This window comes from Pantoea sp. ARC270, from assembly GCF_003236725.1.
In the GTDB taxonomy this organism is placed as follows: Bacteria; Pseudomonadota; Gammaproteobacteria; order Enterobacterales; family Enterobacteriaceae; genus Pantoea; species Pantoea anthophila.
Genome location: NZ_PUGA01000028.1, coordinates 1 through 22,697 on the forward strand (window position 1 = coordinate 1; position 22,697 = coordinate 22,697).

At 58.9% G+C, this 22,697-nt stretch carries 25 protein-coding genes; 12 read left to right on the forward strand and 13 right to left on the reverse strand.

Translation table 11 applies throughout. The features are described 5' to 3' along the window. Window positions 1–1,170 (reverse strand): aldehyde dehydrogenase (gene aldA, locus CKF42_RS13390; protein WP_111208389.1); only part of this gene is annotated, 1,170 nt, incomplete at its 3' end. Between the two features lie 197 nt (window positions 1,171–1,367). Here aldA and CKF42_RS13395 point away from each other — a divergent pair. Next, window positions 1,368–1,634 carry a DksA/TraR family C4-type zinc finger protein gene (locus CKF42_RS13395; protein ID WP_009090111.1) on the forward strand — a complete coding sequence of 89 codons (267 nt, stop codon included), beginning with the start codon at window positions 1,368–1,370 and terminating at the stop codon, window positions 1,632–1,634. Window positions 1,635–1,697: 63 nt separating this feature from the next. Here the strand turns inward: CKF42_RS13395 and CKF42_RS21080 are convergent, their stop codons facing one another. Both CKF42_RS21080 and CKF42_RS13400 read right to left on the reverse strand, forming a co-directional pair. Next, window positions 1,698–1,796, reverse strand: a complete 99-nt coding sequence (locus tag CKF42_RS21080; protein WP_008925225.1) for a YoaK family small membrane protein — start codon at window positions 1,794–1,796, stop codon at window positions 1,698–1,700. A gap of 41 nt (window positions 1,797–1,837) precedes the next feature. After that, the gene (locus CKF42_RS13400) at window positions 1,838–2,161 is read right to left on the reverse strand and encodes a hypothetical protein (RefSeq protein ID WP_058957917.1); all 324 of its coding nucleotides are present in this window, start codon (window positions 2,159–2,161) and stop codon (window positions 1,838–1,840) included. A gap of 359 nt (window positions 2,162–2,520) precedes the next feature. Here CKF42_RS13400 and rhaT point away from each other — a divergent pair, with 359 nt between their 5' ends. Continuing rightward, entirely contained in the window at window positions 2,521–3,555 is a 1,035-nt protein-coding gene (gene rhaT / locus CKF42_RS13405) for an L-rhamnose/proton symporter RhaT (RefSeq protein ID WP_009090114.1), read from the forward strand. A 272-nt stretch (window positions 3,556–3,827) separates the two neighbouring features. Here the strand turns inward: rhaT and rhaR are convergent, their stop codons facing one another. Both rhaR and rhaS read right to left on the reverse strand, forming a co-directional pair. After that, on the reverse strand, window positions 3,828–4,694 hold the full coding sequence (gene rhaR, locus CKF42_RS13410; protein WP_046101868.1) for an HTH-type transcriptional activator RhaR: 867 nt from the start codon (window positions 4,692–4,694) through the stop codon (window positions 3,828–3,830). 11 nt (window positions 4,695–4,705) lie between these two features. Beyond that, window positions 4,706–5,527, reverse strand: a complete 822-nt coding sequence (gene rhaS / locus CKF42_RS13415) for an HTH-type transcriptional activator RhaS (RefSeq protein WP_111208390.1) — start codon at window positions 5,525–5,527, stop codon at window positions 4,706–4,708. 291 nt (window positions 5,528–5,818) lie between these two features. On the opposite strand from rhaS, the gene rhaB reads away from it, so the two are divergent. The 4 genes from rhaB to rhaM are packed head-to-tail and all read left to right on the forward strand — an operon-like array spanning window position 5,819 to window position 9,698. Then, window positions 5,819–7,291, forward strand: coding sequence for a rhamnulokinase (gene rhaB, locus CKF42_RS13420; RefSeq protein ID WP_111208391.1), 1,473 nt, complete (start codon window positions 5,819–5,821; stop codon window positions 7,289–7,291). After that, the gene (locus CKF42_RS13425) at window positions 7,284–8,540 is read left to right on the forward strand and encodes an L-rhamnose isomerase (protein ID WP_111208392.1); all 1,257 of its coding nucleotides are present in this window, start codon (window positions 7,284–7,286) and stop codon (window positions 8,538–8,540) included. The genes rhaB and CKF42_RS13425 overlap by 8 nt, the downstream gene beginning before the upstream one ends. An 11-nt stretch (window positions 8,541–8,551) precedes the next feature. Continuing rightward, window positions 8,552–9,394 carry a rhamnulose-1-phosphate aldolase gene (gene rhaD, locus CKF42_RS13430; RefSeq protein WP_111208393.1) on the forward strand — a complete coding sequence of 281 codons (843 nt, stop codon included), beginning with the start codon at window positions 8,552–8,554 and terminating at the stop codon, window positions 9,392–9,394. Further along, window positions 9,384–9,698: an L-rhamnose mutarotase gene (gene rhaM, locus CKF42_RS13435; protein WP_058957921.1), complete on the forward strand. Its 315-nt coding sequence runs from the start codon at window positions 9,384–9,386 to the stop codon at window positions 9,696–9,698. The genes rhaD and rhaM overlap by 11 nt, the downstream gene beginning before the upstream one ends. 33 nt (window positions 9,699–9,731) lie before the next feature. Here the strand turns inward: rhaM and CKF42_RS13440 are convergent, their stop codons facing one another. Next, window positions 9,732–10,382, reverse strand: coding sequence for a TetR/AcrR family transcriptional regulator (locus CKF42_RS13440; RefSeq protein ID WP_009090124.1), 651 nt, complete (start codon window positions 10,380–10,382; stop codon window positions 9,732–9,734). Window positions 10,383–10,690: 308 nt separating this feature from the next. On the opposite strand from CKF42_RS13440, the gene CKF42_RS13445 reads away from it, so the two are divergent. Together CKF42_RS13445 and CKF42_RS13450 are read left to right on the forward strand one after the other, a co-directional pair. Further along, window positions 10,691–10,948, forward strand: a complete 258-nt coding sequence (locus CKF42_RS13445; RefSeq protein ID WP_009090125.1) for a DUF1471 domain-containing protein — start codon at window positions 10,691–10,693, stop codon at window positions 10,946–10,948. 35 nt (window positions 10,949–10,983) lie between these two features. Next, complete coding sequence (locus CKF42_RS13450; protein ID WP_009090126.1) at window positions 10,984–11,241, forward strand: YdgH/BhsA/McbA-like domain containing protein; 258 nt, start codon at window positions 10,984–10,986, stop codon at window positions 11,239–11,241. A 62-nt stretch (window positions 11,242–11,303) separates the two neighbouring features. Here the strand turns inward: CKF42_RS13450 and CKF42_RS13455 are convergent, their stop codons facing one another. From CKF42_RS13455 to CKF42_RS13470, 4 genes are all read right to left on the reverse strand, one after another. Beyond that, window positions 11,304–12,488, reverse strand: coding sequence for a sugar transporter (locus CKF42_RS13455; RefSeq protein WP_009090127.1), 1,185 nt, complete (start codon window positions 12,486–12,488; stop codon window positions 11,304–11,306). Between the two features lie 173 nt (window positions 12,489–12,661). Further along, a complete protein-coding gene (gene cybB / locus CKF42_RS13460; protein WP_046101860.1) occupies window positions 12,662–13,201 on the reverse strand; it encodes a cytochrome b561 in 540 nt (179 codons plus the stop codon). 111 nt (window positions 13,202–13,312) lie between these two features. Beyond that, window positions 13,313–13,573: a hypothetical protein gene (locus tag CKF42_RS13465; RefSeq protein ID WP_009090129.1), complete on the reverse strand. Its 261-nt coding sequence runs from the start codon at window positions 13,571–13,573 to the stop codon at window positions 13,313–13,315. Window positions 13,574–13,751: 178 nt separating this feature from the next. Beyond that, window positions 13,752–15,005, reverse strand: a complete 1,254-nt coding sequence (locus CKF42_RS13470; protein WP_111208394.1) for an MFS transporter — start codon at window positions 15,003–15,005, stop codon at window positions 13,752–13,754. Between the two features lie 97 nt (window positions 15,006–15,102). On the opposite strand from CKF42_RS13470, the gene CKF42_RS13475 reads away from it, so the two are divergent. From CKF42_RS13475 to CKF42_RS13490, 4 genes are all read left to right on the forward strand, one after another. Next, window positions 15,103–16,008, forward strand: a complete 906-nt coding sequence (locus CKF42_RS13475; RefSeq protein ID WP_111208395.1) for a LysR family transcriptional regulator — start codon at window positions 15,103–15,105, stop codon at window positions 16,006–16,008. Window positions 16,009–16,126: 118 nt separating this feature from the next. After that, window positions 16,127–17,344 (forward strand): ROK family protein, encoded by a 1,218-nt coding sequence (locus CKF42_RS13480; protein WP_111208396.1) that lies wholly within the window; start codon window positions 16,127–16,129, stop codon window positions 17,342–17,344. 113 nt (window positions 17,345–17,457) lie between these two features. Continuing rightward, complete coding sequence (gene bioD, locus CKF42_RS13485; RefSeq protein WP_009090134.1) at window positions 17,458–18,156, forward strand: dethiobiotin synthase; 699 nt, start codon at window positions 17,458–17,460, stop codon at window positions 18,154–18,156. 180 nt (window positions 18,157–18,336) lie between these two features. After that, window positions 18,337–19,713, forward strand: a complete 1,377-nt coding sequence (locus CKF42_RS13490; protein ID WP_046101858.1) for a uracil-xanthine permease family protein — start codon at window positions 18,337–18,339, stop codon at window positions 19,711–19,713. A gap of 267 nt (window positions 19,714–19,980) precedes the next feature. Here CKF42_RS13490 and osmV read toward each other — a convergent pair whose 3' ends face one another. The 3 genes from osmV to CKF42_RS13505 are packed head-to-tail and all read right to left on the reverse strand — an operon-like array spanning window position 19,981 to window position 22,685. Next, a complete protein-coding gene (gene osmV / locus CKF42_RS13495; RefSeq protein WP_009090137.1) occupies window positions 19,981–21,117 on the reverse strand; it encodes an osmoprotectant ABC transporter ATP-binding protein OsmV in 1,137 nt (378 codons plus the stop codon). Continuing rightward, window positions 21,117–21,764, reverse strand: a complete 648-nt coding sequence (osmW, locus tag CKF42_RS13500) for an osmoprotectant ABC transporter permease OsmW (RefSeq protein ID WP_009090139.1) — start codon at window positions 21,762–21,764, stop codon at window positions 21,117–21,119. Before osmW ends, osmV begins: the two co-directional genes overlap by 1 nt. A 9-nt stretch (window positions 21,765–21,773) precedes the next feature. Continuing rightward, the gene (locus CKF42_RS13505) at window positions 21,774–22,685 is read right to left on the reverse strand and encodes a glycine betaine ABC transporter substrate-binding protein (RefSeq protein ID WP_111208397.1); all 912 of its coding nucleotides are present in this window, start codon (window positions 22,683–22,685) and stop codon (window positions 21,774–21,776) included. Between the last annotated feature and the right edge of the window lie 12 nt (window positions 22,686–22,697).

Sequence of the window (22,697 nt, forward strand, 5' to 3'; positions counted from 1 at the left end):
CATCACCGGCAGCACAGGCCCGAATATCTCCTCCTGCATAATCGGCATCTCCTGTCGAACCCCGGTCAGCAGCGTGGGCTGGAAGAAAAAGCCTTTCTCGCCGGCGCGCCGGCCGCCCAGCACCACGCTGGCACCTGCGGCGACCGCCTCAGCCACCTTCTGCTCAACGCGATCGCGTGCCGCAGCGCTAATCAGCGGCCCCATATCAATATCGCTCTGTTCGGCGGGGTCACCCAGGGTCACCTGCTGAAAAGCCGCCGTGAGCGCGTTGATAAAGCGGTCATAAATCGCCTCCTGCACATAGAGCCGTTCGACGCAGTTACAGACCTGGCCGCTGTTTATCATTCGCGAAGCGACGATGGCGCGCACGGCCAGCTCCAGGTCAGCATCCGCCATGACAATCGCCGGGGCCTTACCGCCCAGCTCCAGGGAGACGCTGGTGACGTTCTGTGCTGCGGCCTGCATTGTGGCGATGCCGGCACCGACGCTACCCGTCAGGCTGACCAGGCCGACTTTCGGGTTTGCCGCCAGCTCCTGGCCCACGTCCTGCCCGAAACCATAGACGATATTGATCACCCCAGCGGGCAGGCCTGTCTGCTGCAGAATATCGGCGAAGATCGCCGCATTGTTTGGCGTCAGCTCACTGGGTTTAATGACGATGGTGTTGCCGGTGATCAGGGCAGGTGCGGCTTTACGGGCGATCAGGAAGAAGGGGAAATTCCACGGCAGTATCCCGGTTGTCACCCCAATCGCCTTTCTGAACAGGAAGATATGCTCACCGGGTCGGTCGCTGTTGATGATTTCGCCTTCATAACGCCGCGCCCACTCCGCCATGTAATCGAGATAGTCGGCGGTAAACAGCACTTCGGTCTTCGCCAGTCCCTGCGTTTTTCCGCCTTCGGCCACAATCGTGGCCGTCAGCTCCGGTTCGCGCTCACGGATGGCCGAGGCGATTTTATGCAGCCAGTGACCACGCTCTACCGCAGGCAGCGCCTCCCAGTCCGGCTGAGCGGCTTCTGCCGCGCGGATGGCAAGACGGGCGTCCTCACGACTTCCCTGCGGGATGCGTGACAGCAACGCCTCGGTGGCCGGGTTGATCACCTCAATCCACTGGTCACCCTGTGAACCGACAAACTGGCCATTAATGTAATGTTGATGATGTGTTGTCATTTACTTAACTCTCCGCTATCGACACGTTGCAGTAATGTGATTGCAGGGTGAAGCAGATGCGGGCGGGTGACCTTATGCTGAGTGCCAGTGTCGGCGTCTGGCTGGCAGCCAGTGACAGATAGTGCGCTGCTCTGCGGCAAAAACGTCAATATGTTGTAGATTTATAGAAGCAACGTAATGAAAAAAGGGGGTGTATCATGGCTAACGGATGGGCGTCAGAAGGCGCAGTACAGGAGCAGATTGACAGCACCGTCAATGATGGCATCGAGCGGGTGAGGCAGTCGCTGGGTCATGGCGAAAGCGCGACCGAATGTGAACTCTGTGGCGAGCCGATTCCTGAAGCCCGCCGCCAGGCGCTGAAAGGGGTACGCTACTGCGTAGCCTGTCAGGAAAAAATCGATAAACAGCAGCAGACCAGCAGTTTGTATAACCGTCGGGGCAGTAAAGACAGTCAGCTGCGCTAGCCTTGACCCGCAGTCGGCCACGCCGGGGGACGGGCAGCGCGCGTCACGCTGCTGCCTTAGCCGTTACGAGCCTGGCATGGCCAGACCGCTGCCGATAAACCACGCCAGAAAGCCGACGCCTGCCACAATGATGGCGATCGGAAACAGGATTCCAATTCTCATATTCTACCTGCTGCAAACAGCACTATGGAGGCGCAATCTTATCATGAGATCTGCAGCACTGCGCGATGGGTTTTCAGCAGCGTAAAGAGCTGAAACTGCGTGGCCTCCGTCTCCTCCCTTAACACCTCTCCCTTCTTATACAGAATATGCTCGATATGCCCCAGCTGACGCCAGACCACAATCGCGGAGGCGATCAGCGCGCAGTGCTGCTCCGCCTGTATACATTCGATGGTGGCGTAGTGGGCTTCATCCATGCCATTCACAAACACCTTTAGCGCCTCAGCAGGCACTATCGCGCGGATGTCATCCAGCATCACCCGGCTGACTGCCTGCGAAAGAAACAGTGTTAACCACTTAGTCGTCATCCTGAACCCTGAACCGATCAATTTTCCCCAGTGTATACGACCTTGCAGGTGGGAATGAAAGGCTTCTTTGCGCCTCTGCCACGCGGATGGCGTGCATGGCAGTGAAGCGGGAATTGTGCTGCGCCACACAGCAGAAAGGGGAAAAACAGTGAATTATAAGTCACTTACCCGTTCAGGCAGCCCGGCCTCTGACGACTGAAGAATTGTGATCCCTGACAGCAGCATCGGGTCAATATTGCCACTCCGCGCGGGCTTCCGGCATTCATCCAAAGGCTGAGGAATCGATGCAAACCGTAGACTGCCTGCTGAGCGGAAGCTGAGCGCTTTCCGACAGACCTCAACCAAACCGGGGAATAACAATGAACAGTGCCATTATTGCGGGAATTTTCTGGCATTTTGTCGGCGCTGCCAGCGCCGCGTGTTTCTACGCGCCGTTTAAGCAGGTAAAAAGATGGTCCTGGGAAACCATGTGGTCGGTGGGGGGCCTGATCTCCTGGCTGATCCTGCCGTGGGCGGTCAGTGCCATTCTGCTGCCCGACTTCCGGGCTTATTACAGCAGCTTCACGCTGTCGCAGCTGACACCCGTGTTTCTCTTCGGCGCGATGTGGGGCATCGGTAATATCAACTACGGGCTGACTATGCGCTATCTCGGCATGTCGATGGGCATCGGCATCGCGATTGGTATTACGCTGGTGGTCGGCACGCTGATGACGCCGCTGCTGCAGGGGCGCTTTGGCGAGTTATTTGCCTCTGCGGGAGGGCGGCTGACCTTACTGGGCGTGCTGGTGGCCCTGGCTGGCGTCGGGATTGTGTCGCGTGCCGGATTGCTGAAGGAGCGGGCGCTGGGGATCAACGCCGAAGAGTTTAATCTCAGGAAGGGTCTGCTGCTGGCGGTAATGTGCGGCATCTTCTCGGCGGGGATGTCCTTTGCGATGGATGCCGCCAAGCCAATGCATCAGGCCGCCGCGAATCTGGGGATCGACCCGCTCTATGTGGCGTTACCCAGCTATGTGATCATCATGGGCGGTGGGGCGCTGGTGAACCTGGGCTTCTGCTTCTGGCGGCTGGCTACCCGACCCGATCTGTCAGTTCGCAGGGACTTTTCCGTCGCCAGGCCGCTGCTTATTGCCAATACCGCGTTCGCCGTGCTTGGCGGCACCATGTGGTATCTGCAGTTTTTCTTTTACGCCTGGGGCCACGCCCGAATCCCGCCGCAGTATGACTATGTCAGCTGGATGCTGCACATGAGCCTGTATGTGCTGTGCGGGGGACTGGTAGGCCTGCTGTTGAAAGAGTGGAAGTCAGCGGGACGCCGCCCGGTCAGTGTGTTATCGATTGGCTGCGTGGTCATTATCATCGCGGCAAACATCGTTGGGCTGGGTATGGCAGCGTAAGCCGCAGGCTTCCTGCGGCGCGGAGGAGAACGGGCCTGTCTGACAGGCCCAATCACCAGGTTTCCATCTGAACGGGCGGATCAGGCCGCGATGCAAAATTCAGGGTACAGGGAACAGGGTCAGAGGAGGAAAGCGTCCCGCGCCAGGGACGGCGCGGGCCGAGCGGCCATGGATGGCTTAAGCGACTTTCCGATCTGACCCTGTTCCCTGTACTGGCTCCCCCTCACAGCGATACGGAACAGATCTTTACGAGCCCGCTCTGCAGAGCCGTGTTATTCCGGTTCGGCGCTTTTCAGCGCTGGCCCGGAGGGGAGAAATCGCTGACGCCAGGCACTGGGTGTCAGGCCGGTTTCACGCGTGAAAACCACGGAAAAATAGTTACTGTCATCGAAGCCGCAGCGGGCCGCCACTTCGCTGATCAGGCACGCCTGCGTTCGCAGCAGATATTTTGCCTGACAGAGCTGTAACTGACGCAGGTAATGGCCGATGGTCATCCCGGTCTGCTGACGGAAAAGCTGTTTCAGCGCCCGTTCGCTCAGCTGGTTTTGCTGGCAGAACGCAGCCAGATCAAACGGCCGGGAAATCGCCCCCTGCAACGCTGACATCAGCAGATCGAGCTGTTCCCCCTCCGGCAGAACCCAGGGGCGATCGGCGGCGTAGCCGTGACGCCGCAGAATCAGCACCAGCTGCAGAAACAGGGCTTCAGAGAGCTGAACCGACAGGGGATCGCTCTTGCGACTTTCACGCTCCAGCTGGCTGATCACACCGCGCGCCAGCCCCATACCGCGCGTGGTCAGACGCCAGCAGCCAGGGGCTTCGGGGCCCTGTGGCGGCAGCAGGCTATCCCAGTCAAGCGCCAGACCAAAGCGGTCGCGGCAGTAGAGGATGTTATCCAGCACCAGGTCGTTAACGCTGTCGTAACTATGGCAGTCGCTGTCGCGGATAAAAAAGAGGTCGCCGCAGGTGATGAGCCAGGGGCGATCGTTGAGGACGTGCAGGCCATTACCGCGCCAGACGATGACGATTTCGCTGAACTCGTGTCGGTGCGGCGGAAAAGAGGGCTGTGGCATCCTTTCGGCAACCGCCACCGGTAAACTGGGGGCGGGAAAATAGTCATCACGACTGAGTATCAACGCCATAGTCGGCTCCTTTACCTCATCTGCTGGCGCTCCGCTCGCGGGGCGCAGCCAAATTCGCGCCTGAACAGGGTAGAGAAATGGTTGCTGTCTCCAAATCCACACTGGAAGGCGATGTCGGTAATACGCAGATCGCTGTGACGCAGCAGGTGACGCGCCTGTAACAGGCGCAGACGGTTAAGATAACGCTGCGGCGTACTGCCGGTCTGCTGCTTCATCTGTCGGTGCAGCGTTCGCAGCGACAGAGAGAAACGATCGGCCAGTTCATCCCAGACAATCTCGTCACTGTAATGATCCGCCAGCCAGTCCAGCAGGCGATGCAGACGCGCCTCCTGATCCTGACGACCGCCATCACGACAGGCTTCACGTAACAGCACCAGCAGCTGTAAAAAGAGCTGCTCCTGCCGCGCCTGCCTGTCCAGTGACCAGGCCTCGTGCTGCTGCATCTGCGCTGCCACACTCAGGGCCTGCGCCATCACCTTCTGATTGATGCGCCAGTGAGAAGGATAATCCCCATCCCGTTCGCACGGCAGCAGCGCCTGCAATCCGGAGAGAAAACGGAACGCGCCGGGGCTGCGATAGAGCACATTGGTCAGGCAGAGGTTATCGGTCTGTTCATAAAGATGACGATCGTGATCGCGGATAAAGCAGACACAGCCGGCGCAGAGCGCTTGTGGCTGACCATTGAACACATGAATCCCGGCACCGTGCTCAACCAGAACGATTTCATGAAAATCATGATGATGCTCCGGAAAGGGGGCCTGGGGGATGCGGGGTTCAATCGCAATCGCGTAATTGCCGTCAGGAAAAAAATCCGCACTGTGCAACAGAGTCATGATCGTCCCTCACTGATTAACAAAACTGCAACGCAGTCTAATCAGGACGCTGTTACCTTACCTTGAATTTTCAGCACGTCTCAGCAGGAATCCTGCTGATTTTTCAAGAAATCCCCGGTAGTTAACAGATTTGCGGCAGGGGTCACATCGTGCTCACTGCTGCCTCTGTGATCTCTCTCACGACATTCTTTGCAGGTCTGCCAGAGCACCCCAGGCGCTGGCACTGCCGGGAAGGTGTTCAGGCGACCCGATTTTTACTCTGTGACCACTTAATCACAGGGAAAAGCCACCATGACCAGGCGAAATATCATTGCTATCGATCTCGGCGCATCCAGCGGCCGGGTCATGCTCGCCCGGTGGGATGACGCGCAGCGCCAGCTGGATCTGCGTGAAATCCGCCGTTTTGAAAACCGGCGTCTGCGTCGTGCCGGCTATGACTGCTGGGATCTGGCGATGCTGGAGCAGGCGATCCGTGCCGGGCTGGAGCAGGCTGTTGAGGAGGGGCTCGTGCCGGACAGTATCGGCATCGACACCTGGGGCGTGGATATGGTGCTGCTGGATGCGCAGGGTGAGCCGGTGGGTGAAGCGGTCAGCTATCGTGATGCACGCACCCACGGCCTGATGGCGCAGGCGCAGCAGGAGCTGGGTCACAGCGCCATCTATGCAAAAACCGGCATTCAGTTTCTGCCTTTCAATACGCTCTATCAGATGCGCGCTCTGCATCAGCAGCAGCCTGACTGGCAGGCGCGTGTGGCACATGCGCTGATGATCCCGGATTACCTGCACTTCCGCCTGACCGGCAACCTCAACTGGGAGTACACCAACGCCACCACCACCCAGATGCTCAATATTCACAGCGGCGAGTGGGATCGCGATTTAATTGGCTGGGCGGGGATTGAGGCAGGCTGGTTCGGTCAGCCGCAGGCGCCGGGCAACACAGTGGGACACTGGCGGAGTCAGCGGGGCGAAGCGGTGCCGGTTATTGCGGTGGCCACCCACGACACCGCCAGCGCAGTGCTGGCTACGCCGCTGCTGCAGGAAGATGCCGCCTATCTCAGCTCCGGCACCTGGTCGCTGATGGGCTTTGAAAGCCTGCAACCCTATGCGAGCGAGGCGGCACTGCGCGCCAATATTACCAACGAAGGCGGCGCAGAAGGTTATCGCGTCCTGAAAAACATCATGGGTTTATGGCTGCTGCAGCGTCTCTGTGCTGAACGGCAGATTGACGACCTCTGTGCGCTGATTGCTGAGACCGCCTGTCAGCCCGCCTGTCTTTCGCTGATTAACCCCAACGATCCGCGCTTTATCAATCCTGACAACATGGTCAGCGAGATTCAGAAAGCCTGCGCAGAGCAGGGCATGCCCGTGCCGCAATCCGCCGCTGCGCTGGCCCGCTGCATTTTTGACAGCCTGGCACTGCTCTACCGTCAGGTCATCAGCGAACTCGCCGCGCTGCGCGGGAAGCCCTTCACCCGGCTGCATGTGGTCGGCGGTGGCAGCCAGAATCGTTTTCTGAATCAGCTCTGTGCGGATGCCTGTGAGATTCCGGTGCTGGCCGGGCCGGTTGAGGCCTCCACGCTGGGTAACGTCGGCTGCCAGCTGATTGCCCTCGGCGAACTGACGGATGTCGCCGATTTCCGCAACTGCATGATGAACACCTTCCCCCTCGAAACATTCGAACCACACATTTCAGACGTCTTCGCGGCCAGTCAGGCCCGCTTCGCGACGCTGAGTCAACCCGCAGAGGAACCCGCTTATGACTAAGCAGACAGAACAGGCCTTTGAACTGGCTAAACAACGCTATGCCGATATTGGGGTTGATGCTGAACAGGCTATTCGCCAGCTCGACACGATCCCGGTTTCCATGCACTGCTGGCAGGGCGACGATGTGCGGGGATTTGAAAACCCGCAGGCCGCACTCACCGGCGGTATTCAGGCGACCGGCAACTATCCGGGACGTGCACGCAACGCCAGCGAATTGCGCGGTGATATCGATAAGGCGATGTCGCTGATCCCCGGCCTCAAGCGTCTGAACCTGCATGCACTCTATCTGGAGAGCGACAGGCCGGTTGAACGGGACGCTATTGAGCCGGCGCATTTCGCGCGCTGGGTCGAATGGGCCAGGGAGCGGGGCGTGGGGCTCGATTTTAACCCCAGCTGCTTTTCACATCCGCTCAGTGCTGACGGGTTTACGCTGTCACACAGCGATCAAACCGTGCGTCAGTTCTGGATCGACCACTGCAAAGCCAGTCGCCGCATCTCGGCCCACTTTGGTGAGCAGCTGGGCACGCCTTCAGTCATGAACATCTGGGTACCGGACGGCATGAAGGATATCACCGTCGATCGGCTGGCGCCGCGTCAGCGTCTGATCAGCGCCCTGGATGAGGTCATTGCGGAAAAACTCAACCCGCAGCACCACATCGATGCGGTAGAGAGCAAGCTGTTCGGTATCGGCGCAGAGAGCTACACCGTGGGATCAAATGAGTTTTATCTCGGCTACGCCGCCAGCCGTCAGACGGCACTGACCCTGGATGCGGGCCATTTCCATCCTACCGAGGTGATCTCCGACAAGATCTCCGCCGCCATGCTCTATGTGCCGCGCCTGCTGCTGCACGTCAGCCGTCCGGTGCGCTGGGACAGCGATCATGTGGTGCTGCTGGATGATGAAACGCAGGCTATTGCCAGTGAGATCGTCCGTCACCGGCTGTTCGACAAAGTGCATATCGGCCTCGATTTCTTTGACGCGTCGATCAACCGGATTGCGGCCTGGGTTATCGGCACCCGCAACACGCATAAGGCGCTGCTGCGCGCCCTGCTGGAGCCGACCGATCGTCTGCGTCAGGCTGAGAATGGCGGAGATTACACCGCGCGGCTGGTCTGGCTGGAAGAGCAGAAATCACTGCCGTGGCAGGCGGTGTGGGAAGCCTGGTGCCTGCGTCATGACGTTCCGGCTGACGCCAGCTGGTTAAGTGATGTGCGCCATTATGAGCAGCAGATTTTGAGCCAACGTTAAGGGATTTCATTATGCAAAGCATTCTTGCTTCAGAGTTTGTAAAGGGAATGGTTAAGGCAACCAGCGACATGTGGCTGAAGGGATGGGATGAACGCAATGGTGGCAACGTCAGCCTGCGGCTGAGTGAGGAGGAGGTGAGCCCCTTCAGGGCTGATTTCTGCCATGAGCCTCGTTGTTTCGAGCTGAGTCAGCCCGCCCCGGCGCTGGCAAACGACTGGTTTCTGGTGACCGGGTCGGGAAAATTTATGCGCAACGTTCAGCTGGACCCCGCGGACTGCCTGGCACTGCTGCAGGTCGACAGCCAGGGGCTCTCCTGCAAAATTCACTGGGGGCTGGTCAATGGCGGGCTGCCGACCTCCGAGCTGGCGTCACATTTTCAGTCGCATGCGGTGCGCAAGGCAGTCAGCGGCGGCAGAGATCGGGTGATTATGCACTGTCATGCCACCCACTTTATGGCCCTGAGTTATGTAGTTGAGATGGAGTCGGCGCGCTTTACCCGCCTGCTGTGGGAGGGGAGCACCGAGTGTCTGGTGGTCTTCCCGGATGGCGTGGGCGTGTTGCCCTGGATGGTGCCCGGCACCGATGAGATCGGCGCCGCGACGGCGGCGCAGATGCAGTCGCACACGCTGGTGATGTGGCCGTTCCACGGCGTCTTTGGCACCGGCCCGACGCTCGATGAGACGTTTGGGCTGATTGACACCGCCGAGAAATCATCTGAAGTGATGGTTAAGGTGCTGTCGATGGGCGGGATACGTCAGAGCATCACCACAGAACAGCTGGTCGCGCTGGGTAAACGTTTTGGTGTCACGCCCTGGCAACCGGCACTGGATGCGGGGCCTGCCCATGTTGCGTAAAGCCTTTGTGATGCAGGTCAATCCGGATTGTCATGCGGAGTATGAGCGTCGTCACTCACCTATCTGGCCCGAACTGGCTGAAACGCTGAAAGCACATGGTGCCCGTAATTATGCCATCTGGCTGGATGAGGAGCGGCATCTGCTCTTTGCCAGCGTGGAGATTGAATCGGAAGCGCGCTGGAACGCGGTGGCGCAAACGGCGGTCTGTCAGCGCTGGTGGGCCTCCATGAAGGATCTGATGCCCTCTCATGCGGACAACAGTCCCGTCAGTCAGCCGCTCCGGCCGGTCTTCTTTCTCAGCTGAACGTGCAACAGGGCGGGAATCCCGCCCTGAATCTTACCGCTGAGCCTGACAGAGTCCTGTCAGGGTAGGCCACATCGCCATCAGCGTATCGATAATACTCTCCAGGTCTGCGCGCTCCGCACCTTCCCGCGCCCGCACCGACATGCCCTGAAGCAGACAGCTCAGATAGCGCGACAGCGCAGCAATGTCCACTGATTCTCCCAGTTCACCACGCTGCTGACGCGAGCAGAGGAAATCCTTTAAAACCTGCTCCTGTGACTGATGCTGCTCTTGCAGCATGGCCGCAATATCCGCGGAAGCCGCCGACAGGGCGCTTGAGGTGCAGATAAAGAAGCAGCCGCCGGGCGAGTCGCGTTCGGTAAAGCAGGCCGCGGTAGCGCGGAAATAGGCCTCAACCGCCTCAGAGACCGCCAGCTTATCATCGCCCAGTGCCGCGTCACGCCAGGCGCTGAATTTCTCAACATAGCGCTCCATCGCGGCGCGGAACAATCCCTCTTTATTGACGAACTCCGCATAGAGCGTCGGCGCTTTAGCACCGGTTGCGGCCACCAGATCGGCGAGCGAGGTGCCTTCGTACCCGTGGGTCCAGAACAGGGTCAGTGCCTTATCGAGCGCAGCTTCACGATCGAACACTTTGGGACGGCCACGGCATTTCCGGGTATCGCAATCCTGAACCTGACTCATACATCCTCTCTGACGGGGAAACACTCTATTAAATTACCGATCATTATAAAAATGTGCAAGTGCGGAGAGGCAGGCCGTCCTCCGGGGTTGCCATTTTGTGCGCCAGCGCGGTTTTATCGCCCCTATGGTTAAGTCAGAAAAGGGGCTGAAGCCCATAATCACGCCACTTCGCGATTAAAATAACGCTCATTAAATAAATATTGACGGCCAGCCTGATCGGGGTCTATCATTTATTTAACGGTCGTTAATTAAATAGCGACAACCGATTTCAGACCCACTGAACACGATCACTGAGAAGAGAGAAGATTATGAAAACCATCAAAACTACCCTGGCTGTTCTGGCACTCACCACACTGACTTTTGGCGCGTCTGCCGCTGACCTGGTTACCAGCGAACCGGCTAATCAGCAGCCTGTTGGCACCATCTCTGTGCTGGGCGGCACCAACCTGAGTTCAGTCGAAGCGCAGCTCAACGCCAAAGCAGATGAAGCCGGTGCGAAATCGTTCCGCATCACCTCAACCAGCGGTCAGAACAAACTGCACGGCACGGCGGTGATTTATCAGTAACCGGGCATCCGGCAGATATGAAGAAGGGGTTCGTTATGAAACGTATCAGCATGATAGTGGCCGCGGCCCTGCTCAGTGGCCTCTCATTCGCCAGCGTGGCGGCGCAGCAGGTAAGCAGCACGCCACTGGATCAGCAACGCGTGGGCGTCATCAGCGCGACGGGCAGCAGCAATCTGACCTCGCTTGAGCAGCAACTGTCAGAAAAGGCCAGCGATGCCGGTGCAAAGTCTTTCCGCATCACTTCGACCTCTGGCAGCAACAACCTGCATGGCACCGCCATTCTCTATAAATAAGAGAAACAGGCTTCAGATAACCAGCTTATCTGAAGCCTTTTTTTATCCTCTCTGCGCCGGTCTTAGCCATTACTGCGAAGCTGAGGATAACGGCGGAAAATATAGACACACCACAGTAACGCCACCAGACCGATCATCCCCCCGACGTTGCCGACTTCCGACATATTCAGATAGAGACTGACCTGGCTTCCCAGCAGCGCGCCTGCGCCTATGCCGATATTGTAGATGCCGGACATGAGTGACATTGCCACATCCGTTGCATCCGGCGCCAGAGACAGCACCCGCACCTGCATACCCAGTCCAATCATCATCATCGCCATGCCCCAGACGATGCACAGGATAGCGATCGCCGTCGGACGAACCGCAGCAAAGATCAGCAGTCCCATGCAGAGGGTGATCAGCGCAATCGCGGCAATCAGCAGCGCGGAAGGGAATTTATTGCCCAGGGTGCTGAACAGCACGCTGCCCAGAATACCCGCAGAGCCAAACAGCAGCAGCAGCAGGGTGGTGAAATTGCCGCTGGATTGCGCCACGCTCTGCATAAAGGGCTCGATGTAGCTGTAGGCCGTGTAGTGCGCGGTCACCACAATGGTCACCAGCAGATACATGCTGACCAGCGCCGGACGACGAAACAGCATCGGCACGCTGCTCAGCGAGCCGGTGTGTTCACTGGGCAGACGCGGCAGTATCCGTACCAGCATGATCATCAGCACCAGTGCCGACAGGCCAATCGCGCCGAAGGTGGTTCGCCAGCCAAGATACTGACCCACCACGCGGCCAATCGGCACCCCCAGCACCATGGCCAGTGCGGTTCCGGTCGCCAGCATACTCAGCGCCTGCGTTTTCTTTCCGGCCGGGGCCACGCGAATAGCCAGTGAAGCCGTGATCGACCAGAACACCGCGTGAGAGAGGGCGATGCCGACGCGTGAGACCATCAGCGACCGAAAGTCCCAGGCGAAAGTCGACAGGACGTGACTGACGATAAAGATCGTAAACAGCACCCCCAGCAGCAGTCGCCGCTCCACGTTGCGCGTCAGCAGCATCAGCGGCAGTGACAGCAGCGCGACTACCCAGGCGTAGATCGTCAGCATGATCCCGACATCCGCCGTCTGCATGGAAAAGTCAGCCGCGATGTCCGAAAGGAGACCCACCGGTACAAATTCGGTGGTATTAAATACAAAAGCCGCGATGGCCAGCAAGACCACGCGTAGCCAGGCAGTTTTACGTGAAACAGTTGTTGGTTGCATGAGGTGTCAAATCTGTCAGTACAGCGAATTCGGATGTGGCAGACATCCAGCGAAAGTGACCTGCGTCACAAATTACAGACCATTGTAGTGAATAAAGCGGGAAGCGAAACCTGATAACCGGCTTTTGAGGCGGAAATTTTTTTATCGCCCCGTTCAGGGGCGACGGGATGAGATTACTGACCGCGACGAGGCGGCATCATGCGCAGCAGGGTATTGTCTTTAAGCAGATAGTGATGAAACAGCGCCGCCGCCGCATGCAGCCCGATCAGCCAGTATCCCAGCGGTGCCAGAGTTTCATGCCAGTCGATCAGCGTATCCGCCAGGTCAAAATTGGGCTCCGGTGCAACCGGCATGCTGATGCCAAACAGCCACCACTCCCGCCCCTTGAGGTAGCGCGACGACAGGCCGAGGATCGGCAGGGTGATAAACAGGGCATAGATCAGGGTGTGCGTCAGATGAGCCACCCCGGTCTGCCAGCGCGGCGCGGCTGGCGTAATGGGTGGCGTGCGATGACGGGTACGCAGAAACAGGCGGGCGATCATCAGCACCAGAACGGTCGCACCTGCGCTGAAGTGGGTGATGATCATGGCGTACCCCTGCCAGGAGCCGCGCTGCACAAAGCCGCGCAGCTCAATGGTGGCGTAGGCTGTCACGACCAGTAAAAAGGTCAGCCAGTGAAGGGCGATCTGAGAACGCGCAAACTTATCCCGCATCGTGCTTTCCATCAAAAAGAGTCAGGAAGAGTAACATAACGGAAAACGGCGCTGATGCTTAACAAATTAGCGCAGCGGTAAGTAAATTTCACGCCGACACCCTCCGACAGCTTAGCGTGACCCCGGCGTATGTTTCTGGGCGACGCTGAGCGGCGTCTCCGGCAGGTGGCTGGCATTAATCGGGCAGCAGTTCTCACAGCCGATAGCCCCCACGTAATATTTTTTTGCCTGAAGAATGGCGGCATTGACGTGATAAAAACTGCCCAGAAACAGTCGGTTTTCCATGTCGGGAAGATGCGGGCAGCCAGCGGCATGCACCACATGATTATCGTTATATCCCGATTGTTTATTGACGTAGTAGTAGAGAGCCACAGGCGTTCCTTGTTGCCGTGTTAAGAGGCAAAGCAGATGAAATGATTCAATAAAACCGATTATAGCGGGAATTGTGGGGTTTTTTCGCGGGGGATTTTCAGGGAAGAGGATGAGCGACAGTCAGCGTGTGGTGCTGCCAGGCCTGGTGAGGCCATCCGGGCCTGGCAGAAGAGGGAAATCAGAGCTTTTTGTGGTGCAGATGCCAGGCCACCAGCAACGCCAGCAGCAGCAGGGTGCTGATAAACAGCGTGATGCCGTGCCAGCCAAAGTTATGCCAGAACAGACCGCCCAGCGTCCCGGCGACGCTGGAACCCACGTAGTAGCTGAACAGATAAAGCGATGAGGCCTGGCCCCGCGCCCGGCGTGCGCGCGGGCCAATCCAGCCACTGGCAACCGCATGGGCGGCAAAGAAACCGGCGGTGAACAGCATCATCCCCGGCAGGATCAGCCAGAGCGAGTTGAACGCCGTGATCAGCAGTCCCAGCAGCATAATGGCGGTCGCACCCAGCATCACCGGTCCCCGTCCCAGCCGGCTGGTCAGCGCACCCGCTTTCGGCGAACTCCACGAGCCGGTGAGATAGACCACCGACAACAACCCGACCACGGCCTGACTCAGATGCCAGGGGGCATCCAGCAGCCGGTAGCCGATGTAGTTAAACAGCGTGACAAAGGCACCCATCAGCAGGAACCCTTCGGCAAATAGCCAGGGCAGGCCGGGATCGCGCCAGTGCAGCCGGAAGTTAATCAGCAGGTTGCGCGGACGCAGCGTGATGGGACGAAAATGACGTGAAGCGGGAAGGATCTTCCAGAACATCAGCGCCGAAGCCAGCGAAAACAGGCCAATCACCGCTACGGCGATCCGCCATGAGAAAAGGTCGGTCAGCACACCGCTCAGCAGACGCCCGCTCATGCCGCCGATAGAGTTTCCGCTGATATAGAGCCCCATAGAGAAGGCGACGACCCGCGCATCCATCTCCTCGCTGAGGTAGGTCATGCCCACCGCCGCCACCCCGCTGAGCGACAGCCCCATCAGCGCCCGCATGATCAGAATGCCGTGCCAGCTGCTCATGGTGGCTGAGATCAGCGTGCAGATGGCGGCCAGCATCAGGGCTGTCACCATCACCGATTTACGGCCGACAGCATCCGAAAGCGGCCCGGTCACCAGCAGGCCCAGCGCCATCAGGCCGGTTGAGATAGAGAGTGACAGGCTGCTGGTCGCCGGTGAGATGCCAAACTGATGCGAGAGCACCGGCAGGATCGGCTGGACACAATAGAGCAGGGCAAAGGTCGCCAGACCGGCGGAGAAGAGCGCCAGCGTCACGCGCATAAACTGCCGCGAACCCCGACGGATATAACCTGACGCAGCCACCGGTTCTGAAGACACACGACCCGCCTCTTCATTTACCGCGGCGGCCTCTGTTGAGTGACTCACACACTTTCCTTTAAGAGTAAAAAAACCTGTCGTCAGCTTAGGCAGGCATCATTATGATGTCTAATATATTAATAATCTTAAATGAGACGTTTCAGATATGAATATTGAGTTGCGTCACCTGCGCTACTTTATTGCGGTGGCCGAGGAGCTCCATTTCGGGCGCGCGGCCCGGCGGCTGAACATCTCCCAGCCGCCACTCAGTCAGCAGATACTGCAACTGGAGGCAGAAACCAGCGCCCGACTCTTTAACCGGACCAACCGCAGCGTTCAGCTGACCGCTGCCGGACAGCAATTGCTGAACGATGCCCGCGCCATCCTGCTGCAGGTTGAGCAGGCGGCCGACCGGGCAGCCCGGCTGCATCGGGGAGAAGAGGGCGGGCTGCGAATCGGGTTCACCTCCTCGGCGCCTTTTACCGCGGTGGTCTCCGACGCGCTGTTTCGCTTTCGCCAGCGCTGGCCGCAGGTGCATATTCAGATGCAGGAAATTAATACTCGCCAGCAGCTGGCCCCGCTGCATGAGGGGCGGCTCGATCTTGGCGTGATGCGCAACACGCCGCTGCCCGCCGATCTCGCGCATCAGCTGCTGATGAGCGAGCCGCTGTGTGCGGTGGTGCACAAAGCGCATCCGCTGGCGGATGCCGGCGCGATCTCCGTCACCGCGCTGGCCGCCGAACCCTTCGTCTTCTTTGATGCGCAGGGCGGAACCGCGCTCTACAGCGATATCCTGGCGCTGCTGCATCGCTATCAGATCCAGCCCTATATCACGCAGGAAGTGGGGGAAGCGATGACCATTCTGGGGCTGGTGGCAACCGGTCTTGGCGTCTCCATTCTGCCCGCCTCCTTCCGCCGGGCGCAGCTGGCCGATCTGGTCTGGCTGCCGCTGACGGAAGAGGATGCCATTTCAGAGCTGTGGCTGGTCTGGTCAGCCAGCCGCGAAATCACCGCACCGATGGCGAATATGATGGCGTTACTGCGGGAAAACCGGCCCGGAAGCGCACCCTGACAGACGCCAATATGTGCGATAAATCACATTTCTAATCAAATATTTGACGCTGTTGCCTGATCTGCCTCACCATGGCGCATGTTTATTTAGAAGCGCGAAAATAACCGGGAGCAGGGTTGTGAATCCGGACAGTCAACCTGGCCATATTGACCAGATCAAGCAGACCAATGCAGGTGTCGTATATCAGCTGATTGACCGTTATGGTCCCATTTCGCGTATCGAACTTTCCCGCCGTGCCCAGCTTGCGCCAGCCAGCATCACAAAAATTGTGCGTGAAATGCTGGACGCGCATCTGGTGCAGGAGACGGAGTTTCAGGAACCCGGCAGTCGGGGCCGTCCGGCCATCGGCCTGATTCTGGACACGGAGGCCTGGCACTATCTGGCCATTCGTCTGCATCGCGGTGCCATGACCTTTACGCTGCGCGATCTCAGCAGTCAGGCGCTGGCCGAAGATAGCCTGCCGCTGCCCGATGAATCCGCTCAGCCGCTGCTGACCGCTCTGATTGAACAGGTGGATGCCTTCTTTATCCGTCATCAGAAAAAGCTGGAGCGTCTGACGGCCATCGCCATCACGCTGCCGGGGCTGATTAACGCCGCGTCAGGTGTGGTGCATCGGCTGCCGGGCTATCAGGTGCGTGATATGCCGCTGGGCGATGCGCTGGAGGCGCACACGGGATTACCGGTGTTTGTGCAGCACGATATCTCCGCCTGGACGCTGGCGGAGTCGCTGTTCGGCGCTTCGCGCGGCGCGCAGGATGTGATTCAGATTGTGATCGATGAAACGGTCGGCGCCGGGGTGATCAGCGGCGGCCAGCTGCTGCATAAGCGGGGGCGGGCGCTGGTCGAGATCGGCCATACGCAAATCGATCCTTATGGTCAGCAGTGCTACTGCGGCAATCACGGCTGTCTGGAGACGGTCGCCAGTACCGGCAGTCTGCTGGCGCTGGCGGCGCAGCGTCTGGCGGCCCAGCCCGACAGCCTGCTTAATCGTCAGGAGCTGACGCTGTCATCGTTGTGTGAGGCCGCCCTGTCGGGCGATCGCCTGGCGCGCGACACCATCGCCAGCGTCGGTCATCACGCAGGCCGGATTCTGGCGATGATGGTTAATATTTTTAATCCACAACATATTCTTATCGGTTCTCCGCTGAATGCGGCGGCAGAGGTGCTGTTTCCGGCGGTGAGCAACACGATTCTGCAGCAGTCCCTGCCTGCCTACAGTGCAGGCATTCAGCTGGCCCCCACTGAATTCAGCGAACCGGGCACACTCGGTGCCGCCGCGCTGATCAAAGACGCTCTCTATAACGGACACCTGTTAGTGAAACTGTTGCAAGGTTAAGCGGGCCTGAACTTGCGCTAACGCAATCTGTTCTCATTCTGGATTCCTTAAAATGCCGTTTCGCAGCAGGGCTAATCACCGATTAGCCGCAACGCTTTGAGAGGAGAAGTGGAGTGAACAGACTATTTGTTACCGGCACCGATACAGCTACAGGCAAAACGGTGGTGTCCCGCGCCCTTTTGCAATGTTTTATTCAGAGCAACGTCAGTGCCGTCGGCTATAAGCCTGTCGCGCGCTGTGCGGTCAAAACCGCTGATGGCCTGCGTAACAAAGATGCACAGGTTCTGCAAAGCGCTTCATCCATCGACCTGCCTTATGAGGCGATTAATCCGCTGGTGTTTGAGGAGGAGGAGATCTGCACCCATCCCAGCCAGATGATTGACTATTCCCGGCTGACTCAGGGTCTGACACATCTGACGCAGCAGGCCGATCGGGTGGTGGTGGAGGGCACCGGCGGCTGGCGCAGTCTGATGAACGACGGACGTCCGCTCTCGCGCTGGGTCGCAGAACAGCAGCTGCCGGTTGTGCTGGTGGTGGGTATCCAGTCGGGCTGCATCAGTCATGCGCTGCTGACCGCGGAAGCCATCGCGCACGATGGCCTGCCGCTGGTGGGCTGGGTGGCTAACCGCGTCAATCCGGGGCTGGCGCACTACAGTGACATCATTGAGGTGCTGCGTGAAAAGATTGCGGCACCGCTGCTGGGTGAACTTCCTTACCTGCCCCGTCCTGAACAGCGCGATCTGACCTCCTGGATCGATATTTCTCTGCTGGAGCAGCCCGATCTGCACGCTGTGAGTGCAAAGATCGCCTGATACTGAAACAAAACAAGTCATCTGAGCGGGTCGTGAGCCTAAAGTTTCAGGCTCGCGACCCGTTTTCTGTAACTATTTCCGCTTATATTTGAATGACCTGGATTGTTAACCGCGAATCCCCGACGTGATGGCGCAGAAAATGCATTAACTCCGCTAACCACACAGAGCTGGAGCACCACCATGTCGCACTCGCACGAGAAAGGTTTGTTATATGGGCTTGAAGCCCGCATTGGTCCCGTACCGGCATTCTTTGCCGCACTGCAGCATCTGCTTGCCAGCGTCGTCGGCATTATCACTCCGCCGCTGATTATCGGTTCGGTGCTGGGACTGCAGGCCTATATTCCTTATCTGATCAGCATGTCCCTGTTTGTTTCCGGTCTGGGCACCTTTATGCAGGCCCGGCGCTTTTATGGCGTCGGTGCCGGGATGATCTGTCTGCAGGGCACCAGCTTTGCGTTTCTGGGTGTGATTCTGTCGGGTGGATTGATGATCAAGGGGCGTGGCGGTTCGCCTGAAGAGATTCTGGCGATGCTGTTTGGCTGTAACCTGGTAGCGGCACTGATCCCGGTGGTCATCAGCCGCTGCGTCGGCGCGCTGCGCAAGGTGCTGACGCCGGTCGTCACCGGCAGCGTGATTACGCTGATTGGTATCAGCCTGATCAAAGTGAGCATCACCGACTGGGCGGGCGGCCACAATGCCACTGACTTTGGCGCGCCGGGAAATCTGGCGCTGGGTGCGCTGACGCTGCTGGTGATTGTGGCGCTGAACCGCTCGCGTAACCGCTGGGCGCGGCTGGTTGCCGTAGTCGCGGGTATCGCCGTGGGGTGTGTGGCGGCGGCGTTAACCGGCCATCTGCAGCTGAAGGCTGCGCCGGAGAGCAGCTGGCTGGTGCTGCCGGCCTTTTTCCGCTTTGGTTTCGCCTTCGACTGGACCATCTTTCTGCCTATCGCGCTGGTATCTGTCATTGCGGTGATTGAAGCGGTGGGCGATCTGACGGCCAACTGTCTGATTTCACAGCAGCCGATCACTGGTAAGCCGTTCCAGCAGCGGCTGCAGGGCGGTATCGTCGCCGATGGCCTGAGCTGCGTGCTGGCCGCGGTTTTCTCGGCCTTTCCTAACACCACCTTCGCGCAGAATAACGGTGTCATCCAGATGACCGGCGTTGCCAGCCGCTACGTGGGGATGCTGCTGGGCATTATGCTGGCGCTGCTGGGGCTCTTTCCGGCGGTTGGCTCCCTGCTGCAGCAGATCCCACCGCCGGTACTGGGCGGCGCGACAGTGGTGATGTTTGGCAGCGTGGTTGCGGCCGGTATCCGGGTGATGACCCAGACACCGCTTGGTCGCCGCGAGATGCTGATCGTCGCGATCGCCTTCGGCATCGGGCTGGGTGTGGAAGCGGTGCCGGACGTGCTGAAGCAGTTCCCGCCGCTGATCGGCAGCCTGTTTGGTCATGCAGTCACTACCGGTGGCATCCTGGCCATTGTGCTGAATCTGGTGCTGCCGGATGAGGCGCGGACGGTGGAAGAGGTTGAGGCGGAGACGCTGACGGAGGGATGACCGGCTGAGAGGAGTCCGCCAGCGGGACGGGGTGCCAGCCTGTGGCCCGGCTTGCTGTAAGATCGCACCTGCGCAGGGAACAGGGTCAGATCGGAAAGACGCAAAAGATGTCATCCATGACAGGCTCGACCCGCGCCATCCCTGGCGCGGGACGCTTTCCTCTTCTGACCCTGTTCCCTTCGCCTTAAGCAACGTTATTGCGGTTTAATTCGGGCCTGTCCACGGTAACAAAAAAGGGCCATGTGGCCCTTTCATTAACAGAGGAATTTACGTATTCAGACGACGACGCGTGCGGCCTGAACTCAGGTAGTCGGCGATATAATCCTGTGAAATCTCACCGCTGTAGCGACCCTCCTCATCAACAATCGGCATCCAGACCGTGTTGTGTTCATAGAGCTTTGACAGCACTACGCGCAGGTTCTCTTCCGCTTTGCCGGTCACCTTAAAGGTGTGCAGGCGCTCTTCACAGCGGCCGCTGACGTTGCGTGCCTCGCGACGCTTCACGAAGCCCAGCGGTTTGCCATCCTCATCGACCACGGTAATCGAGCGCATATCGTTCTCATCCATGGTGCCAAAGGCTTCCTCCAGCGGCGTAGAACGACGCACGGTAATGGTGGGCTGCTGATCGGTGACGTCCCCCGCCTGCACCAGCAGCAGGCGCTTCAGCGTGCGGTCCTGGCCGACAAACGAGCCGACGAAATCGTTCGCCGGTGTGGCCAGCAGCTCATCCGGGCTGGCGCACTGCACGATCTTACCCTGACCAAACACCGCAATCCGGTCGCCGAGCTTCAGCGCCTCATCGATATCGTGACTCACAAGCATCACGGTTTTCTTCAGCTGACGCTGCATATCAAGAAACTCGTTCTGAATGACTTCACGGTTAATCGGGTCAACCGCCCCGAAAGGCTCATCCATCAGCAGCACCGGTGGATCCGCCGCCAGCGCACGAATCACCCCGATGCGCTGCTGCTGACCGCCGGACATCTCTCGCGGATAGCGATGCAGGAATTTAGTCGGGTCCAGCGCCACCATGCTCATCAGCTCGGTCGCGCGCTCGTGACACTGCTTCTTATCCCAGCCCAGCATGCGCGGCACCACGGTAATGTTCTCTTCGATGGTCATGTTCGGGAACAGTCCAATCTGCTGGATCACATAGCCGATGTTGCGACGCAGGGTGGTGGTGTCCTGCGTACTGGTATCTTCGCCATTGATCAGAATCCGGCCACTGGTGGCAGGGATAAGGCGGTTAATCATCTTCAGGGTAGTGGTTTTTCCGCAGCCCGATGGCCCCAGCAGGACGCACATCTCACCGGCTGGCACATGCAGGCTGACGTTATCGACGGCTTTGTTGGTGGTGCCGTTTTTCTGGGTAAAGGTTTTCGTCAGGTTTTCCAGCGTGATCATTATCGAATCCCCTTAGGAGTCAGCGCCTGCTGCAAACGGTGCAGCAGCCAGTCAAGAACAATAGCCAGCAGACAGATCATCAGTGCCCCGGCAATTAACATGCGAATATCACTGCCGCTGATGCCATCCAGCAGCAGCTGGCCCAGGCCGCCGGCTCCAATCACGGCGGCAATCGCCATGACGCCGACGTTCATCACCACGGCGGTGCGGATGCCGCCAAAAATGACCGGCAGCGCCATCGGGATCTCCACCCAGCGCAGACGCTGCCAGAAGGTCATGCCGATACCACGACCCGCCTCACGCAGACCGCCCGGCAGGTTCTCCAGTGCGGTGTGCGTGTTGCGCACAATCGGCAGCAGGGAGTAGAGGAACACAGCGGTGATGGCGGGCAGCGCACCGATGCCCTGACCGATCAGTGAAAAGAGCGGGATCATCAGACCAAACAGCGCAATGGTCGGGATGGTCAGCACCACGGTGGCGATGCCGAGGATCGGGGCCGCCAGCCACCGGACCCGGACAATCAGAATGCCAAGCGGCACGCCAATGACAATCGCCAGTCCGACCGCGACCAGCACCAGCCAGCTGTGCTGCCAGCTCAGGGTCAGCAGGGTATTCCAGTTATCCATGATGTAGTGAAGGGTATCCACAGTGCCTCCTTACAGCATGTTTTTGGATTTAAGGAAATCACGCGCCACTTTCTCCGGTGACTGATGATCGATGTCGACCCGCTTGTTCAGCTCGGTAATCGCCTCATCGGTGATCTGCGCCGAGAGCTGATTGAGCGCGGTGTCCAGACCCGGATGGCTTGCCAGCACATCCTGACGCACCACAGGCGTCACGTTGTAGCTGGGGAAGAAATGCTTATCATCTTCCAGCACTTTCAGGTCAAATCCTTTTACCCGGCCATCGGTGGTGTAGATCAGACCGGCATCGACAAAGCCGTCGCGAATGGCGTTATAGACCAGACCGGGGTCCATCTGCCGGATCTGCGGGCGATCCAGCGTCAGGTCGTAGGTTTTCTGCAGCGGCTTCATGCCGTCGCTACGCCCGGAAAACTCCAGGTCCAGCCCGAGTCGCCAGTTATGGTCCGGGTCGGTCTTCCGCACCTGCTCAATCTTTGCGACCAGCTGCGACATCGTGCTGATGCCCTCTTTTTCGGCCCGTTTCCGGGTCATGGCAAAGGCGTAGGTATTGTTCATCGGTGCCGGGTCAAGCCAGACCAGCCCCAGTTTTGCATCCAGTTTTTTCACCGTCTCATAGGCCTGCTGAGACGACATCGGCTGGCTGATGTGGTTGAAAATAATCAGTGAGGTCCCGGTGTACTCCCAGACCATGTCGATCTGCTTGTTCAGCAGCGCGTTACGGCCGATGGTGGTGGCAATATTCCGTTTGGGCACCACCTCAAAGCCTTTCTTCTTCAGCCACAGCACGGTCATGGCGGAGAGAATATGCTGCTCGGTAAAACTCTTGGTCGCCATCACCAGCGGGGCAGCTGCCTGTGCCGTCTGGCTTAGCAGCAGCGTCGCGGTAAGCGCCACCACGCTCTTCTTTATCCAGTGCGTTAGCATTGCAAAGCTCCT